The organism is Acinetobacter portensis, assembly GCF_009372215.1.
Classification (GTDB): domain Bacteria; phylum Pseudomonadota; class Gammaproteobacteria; order Pseudomonadales; family Moraxellaceae; genus Acinetobacter; species Acinetobacter portensis.
On the sequence record NZ_LWRV01000024.1, the window covers coordinates 1 to 5,818 of the forward strand.

Annotated in this window: 2 tRNA genes and 3 rRNA genes; all 5 read right to left on the bottom strand. The window is 48.1% G+C overall.

Features of this window, described 5'->3' with window-relative positions:
• Nucleotides 1-23: 23 nt before the first annotated feature.
• Nucleotides 24-138: ribosomal RNA gene (gene rrf, locus A6M14_RS00910) — 5S ribosomal RNA — on the bottom strand.
• A 165-nt stretch (nucleotides 139-303) separates the two neighbouring features.
• Nucleotides 304-3,199: ribosomal RNA gene (locus tag A6M14_RS00915) — 23S ribosomal RNA — on the bottom strand.
• Nucleotides 3,200-3,632: 433 nt separating this feature from the next.
• Nucleotides 3,633-3,708: transfer RNA gene (locus A6M14_RS00920), tRNA-Ala, on the bottom strand.
• A gap of 71 nt (nucleotides 3,709-3,779) precedes the next feature.
• Nucleotides 3,780-3,856: transfer RNA gene (locus A6M14_RS00925), tRNA-Ile, on the bottom strand.
• 61 nt (nucleotides 3,857-3,917) lie between these two features.
• Nucleotides 3,918-5,454, bottom strand: a 16S ribosomal RNA gene (locus A6M14_RS00930).
• Together the 16S, 23S and 5S rRNA genes with 2 tRNA genes alongside form the textbook arrangement of a ribosomal RNA operon.
• Nucleotides 5,455-5,818 lie beyond the last annotated feature (364 nt).

A 5,818-nucleotide genomic window follows, 5' to 3' on the forward strand; every position in this document is an offset into this window, starting at 1 on the left:
CAGGGGGTGTTTTAGAATTAATGAGCTGGCGATGACTTACTCTCACATGGGTAACCCCACACTACCATCAGCGCTAAGAGGTTTCACTTCTGAGTTCGGGAAGGGATCAGGTGGTTCACTCTTGCTATTGTCGCCAGCACAACTGTTTATGCTTACTCGCTATGGTCTTAATTGCTTTCGCATGCCTAGCTTTCGTCAAATGAGTTATTAACAGATATTTGAGTTAAAGTTTAAGTTCTAGCGTTCACTAAATCAAGCATTTTGCTTTGAAATCTTTCGAAACAACAACTGTTTGGGTGTTGTATAGTCAAGCCTCACGAGCAATTAGTATTGGTCAGCTTCATGCATCACTGCACTTCCACATCCAACCTATCAACGTCGTAGTCTTCAACGGCTCTTTAGAGGACATAAAGTCCTTGGGAAATCTTATCTTGAGGTAGGCTTCCCGCTTAGATGCTTTCAGCGGTTATCCCTTCCGAACATAGCTACCCGGCGATGCGACTGGCGTCACAACCGGTACACCAGAGGTTCGTCCACTCTGGTCCTCTCGTACTAGGAGCAGATCCTCTCAAATTTCCAACGCCCACGGTAGATAGGGACCGAACTGTCTCACGACGTTCTAAACCCAGCTCGCGTACCTCTTTAAATGGCGAACAGCCATACCCTTGGGACCTGCTTCAGCCCCAGGATGAGATGAGCCGACATCGAGGTGCCAAACACCGCCGTCGATATGAACTCTTGGGCGGTATCAGCCTGTTATCCCCAGAGTACCTTTTATCCGTTGAGCGATGGCCCTTCCATACAGAACCACCGGATCACTAAGACCTACTTTCGTACCTGCTCGACTTGTGGGTCTCGCAGTTAAGCGCGCTTTTGCCTTTATACTCTACGCGTGATTTCCGACCACGCTGAGCGCACCTTCGTACTCCTCCGTTACTCTTTAGGAGGAGACCGCCCCAGTCAAACTACCCACCAGACATGGTCCTCGCTCCAGATTATGGAGCAGAGTTAGAACCTCAATATTACCAGGGTGGTATTTCAAGATTGGCTCCATCGCAACTAGCGTCACGACTTCAAAGCCTCCCACCTATCCTACACAAGTAAGATCAAAGTTCAATGTCAAGCTGCAGTAAAGGTTCACGGGGTCTTTCCGTCTAGCCGCGGGTACACCGCATCTTCACGGCGAATTCGATTTCACTGAGTCTCTGCTGGAGACAGCGCCCCCATCATTATGCCATTCGTGCAGGTCGGAACTTACCCGACAAGGAATTTCGCTACCTTAGGACCGTTATAGTTACGGCCGCCGTTTACTGGGGCTTCGATCAAGAGCTTCGCTTACGCTAACCCCATCAATTAACCTTCCAGCACCGGGCAGGCATCACACCCTATACGTCCACTTTCGTGTTTGCAGAGTGCTATGTTTTTAATAAACAGTTGCAGGGGCCTGGTTTCTGTGGCTGTCAACCGCTCAGGAAGTAAATTCCGTCACCGTCGACAGCGTACCTTCTCCCGAAGTTACGGTACCATTTTGCCTAGTTCCTTCAGCAGAGTTCTCTCAAGCGCTTTGGTCTACTCGACCTGACCACCTGTGTCGGTTTCGGGTACGATTCCTGTGTAACTGAAGCTTAGAGACTTTTCCTGGAAGTATAGTATCAGCCACTTCGCTAATAAATTAGCTTGCTATCAGTTCTCAGCATAGAGTACCCCGGATTTGCCTAAGATACATGCCTACAACCTTTCACCTGGACAACCAACGCCAGGCTGACTTAACTTTCTCCGTCCTCTCATCGCATTACACAGAAGTATTGGAATATTAACCAATTTCCCATCGACTACGCCTCTCGGCCTCGCCTTAGGGGTCGACTCACCCAGCCCCGATTAACGTTGGACTGGAACCCTTGGTCTTTCAGCGAGCGAGTTTTTCACTCGCTTTGTCGTTACTCACGTCAGCATTCGCACTTCTGATACCTCCAGCATACTTCTCAATACACCTTCATCGGCTTACAGAACGCTCCCCTACCACTTGCAATAAATTGCAAATCCGCAGCTTCGGCATGTAGTTTTAGCCCCGTTACATCTTCCGCGCAGGCCGACTCGACTAGTGAGCTATTACGCTTTCTTTAAAGGGTGGCTGCTTCTAAGCCAACCTCCTAGCTGTCTATGCCTTCCCACATCGTTTCCCACTTAACTACAATTTTGGGGCCTTAGCTGGCGGTCTGGATTGTTTTCCTCTTGACTACGGACGTTAGCACCCGCAGTCTGTCTCCCGGATAGTACTCATTGGTATTCGGAGTTTGCATCGGTTTGGTAAGTCGGGATGACCCCCTAGCCGAAACAGTGCTCTACCCCCAATGGTATTCGTCCGAGGCGCTACCTAAATAGCTTTCGGGGAGAACCAGCTATCACCAAGTTTGATTAGCCTTTCACCCCTATCCACAAGTCATCCCCTGGCTTTTCAACGACAGTGGGTTCGGTCCTCCAGTTAGTGTTACCCAACCTTCAACCTGCTCATGGATAGATCACCTGGTTTCGGGTCTATGCCCAGCAACTAATTCGCCCTATTAAGACTCGATTTCTCTACGGCTCCCCTATTCGGTTAACCTCGCTACTGAACATAAGTCGCTGACCCATTATACAAAAGGTACGCAGTCACCGGACGCAATGCCGGCTCCCACTGCTTGTATGCATGCGGTTTCAGGATCTATTTCACTCCCCTCACAGGGGTTCTTTTCGCCTTTCCCTCACGGTACTGGTTCACTATCGGTCAGTCAGGAGTATTTAGCCTTGGAGGATGGTCCCCCCATATTCAGACAAGGTTTCACGTGCCCCGCCCTACTCGTCATCATCATATAAGCCCTTTCGTGTACAGGACTATCACCTACTACGGTCGCACTTCCCAGAGCGTTCCACTAAAGCTTATATGACTTAATGGGCTGTTCCCCGTTCGCTCGCCGCTACTGAGGGAATCTCAATTGATTTCTTTTCCTAAGGGTACTGAGATGTTTCACTTCCCCTCGTTCGCCTCATACACCTATGTATTCAGTGTATGATACCTAGCTTATGCTAAGTGGGTTTCCCCATTCAGAAATCTCCGGATCACAGGATATTTGCCGCCTCCCCGGAGCTTATCGCAGGCTATTACGTCTTTCATCGCCTCTGACTGCCAAGGCATCCACCACATGCACTTAATTACTTGACTATACAACCCCAAACAGTCGTTAATCCCTACAAGGAGGATAACAACAGATTGTGTCTTTCAACACATTCATACAGTTTGTTGTCCGTAGATTTAACTACAGTACAGCTTCTATTAGATTCATATACCAAAACGCTTGATTCAGTTAATCGCTAGTTTCTCAGTTCTTCATTTCACTCAACAGTAACAAGTTACTGCTAAATTCAATTCAGTTCTGAGCCTTAAACAATTTATTTCAACTCAAATTAATCTGTTAATGATTGCTCTAGCCTTCGTCAGGTCTAGAAACTGTGATAAATCACAGAGATTACCAAGTCCGCGTATAGTAACGCTTATACTTGTTAATCTCTAGGATCTAAGCACTTGATCGCTTGGAAACTAAACATTCAATCGCTTGACTGTTTATTTATTAGCTTATATATCGCAAAGCGATATATGGTGGAGACTAGGAGAGTCGAACTCCTGACCTCCTGCGTGCAAAGCAGGCGCTCTACCAACTAAGCTAAGTCCCCAGCTTATCATTAGATTCAATGTATCTTTGCTTTCTGTTTGCTCAGTACTCTCATACTGCGTTAGTCAGATTTGGTGGGTCTGACAAGACTTGAACTTGTGACCCCACGCTTATCAAGCGTGTGCTCTAACCAACTGAGCTACAGACCCTCAGATACATCTTCATGAAGAACAACTTGTTGTGGATTCTTACCAATCGTCAATCTTTCGTTAAGGAGGTGATCCAGCCGCAGGTTCCCCTACGGCTACCTTGTTACGACTTCACCCCAGTCGTCGGCCACACCGTGGTAAGCGTCCTCCTTGCGGTTAGACTACCTACTTCTGGTGCAACAAACTCCCATGGTGTGACGGGCGGTGTGTACAAGGCCCGGGAACGTATTCACCGCGGCATTCTGATCCGCGATTACTAGCGATTCCGACTTCACGCAGTCGAGTTGCAGACTGCGATCCGGACTACGATCGGCTTTTTGAGATTAGCATCCTCTCGCGAGGTAGCAACCCTTTGTACCGACCATTGTAGCACGTGTGTAGCCCTGGTCGTAAGGGCCATGATGACTTGACGTCGTCCCCGCCTTCCTCCAGTTTGTCACTGGCAGTATCCTTAAAGTTCCCACCCGAAGTGCTGGCAAATAAGGAAAAGGGTTGCGCTCGTTGCGGGACTTAACCCAACATCTCACGACACGAGCTGACGACAGCCATGCAGCACCTGTATGTAAGCTCCCGAAGGCACCAATCCATCTCTGGAAAGTTCTTACTATGTCAAGACCAGGTAAGGTTCTTCGCGTTGCATCGAATTAAACCACATGCTCCACCGCTTGTGCGGGCCCCCGTCAATTCATTTGAGTTTTAGTCTTGCGACCGTACTCCCCAGGCGGTCTACTTATCGCGTTAGCTGCGCCACTAAAGTCTCAAAGACCCCAACGGCTAGTAGACATCGTTTACGGCATGGACTACCAGGGTATCTAATCCTGTTTGCTCCCCATGCTTTCGTGCCTCAGTGTCAGTATTAGGCCAGATGGCTGCCTTCGCCATCGGTATTCCTCCAGATCTCTACGCATTTCACCGCTACACCTGGAATTCTACCATCCTCTCCCATACTCTAGTCTCCCAGTATCGAATGCAATTCCTAAGTTAAGCTCAGGGATTTCACATCCGACTTAAAAGACCACCTACGCACGCTTTACGCCCAGTAAATCCGATTAACGCTCGCACCCTCTGTATTACCGCGGCTGCTGGCACAGAGTTAGCCGGTGCTTATTCTGCGAGTAACGTCCACTATCCTAGAGTATTAATCTAAGTAGCCTCCTCCTCGCTTAAAGTGCTTTACAACCAAAAGGCCTTCTTCACACACGCGGCATGGCTGGATCAGGGTTCCCCCCATTGTCCAATATTCCCCACTGCTGCCTCCCGTAGGAGTCTGGGCCGTGTCTCAGTCCCAGTGTGGCGGATCATCCTCTCAGACCCGCTACAGATCGTCGCCTTGGTAGGCCTTTACCCCACCAACTAGCTAATCTGACTTAGGCTCATCTATTAGCGCAAGGTCCGAAGATCCCCTGCTTTCCCCCGTAGGGCGTATGCGGTATTAGCAGCCGTTTCCAACTGTTGTCCCCCACTAATAGGCAGATTCCTAAGCATTACTCACCCGTCCGCCGCTAAGTTAGGTAGCAAGCTACCTTTCCCCGCTCGACTTGCATGTGTTAAGCCTGCCGCCAGCGTTCAATCTGAGCCATGATCAAACTCTTCAGTTTAATATTGCTTAGTGCCTTAAAGGGCACCAATCTTGGCTCATCAATTTTCTGACAAATATTTCTCAAATAAACTTCGAGTAATTTCTACCATTCAATCAATGAAAATAATTTCGATCGATCAACCAGTAAAAATCCACACAAGTTGTTCTTCATAATCTCTTAATGATCTTCTTGCTACTTCGTCAGTAGCAAGCTAGGTCGGCTATATTACTCTCTATCTCTAGAAAGTCAACTAGTAATTTCAAATTATTTTAAACTTTCTTTCTAAAACCCAATCTTAACACTTCGTGCTAAGTTGCTGTTTTATCAGAAGTTTTAATCTTCATCACCGCCGATGGATGTGCATTCTACAGCATTCCCTACC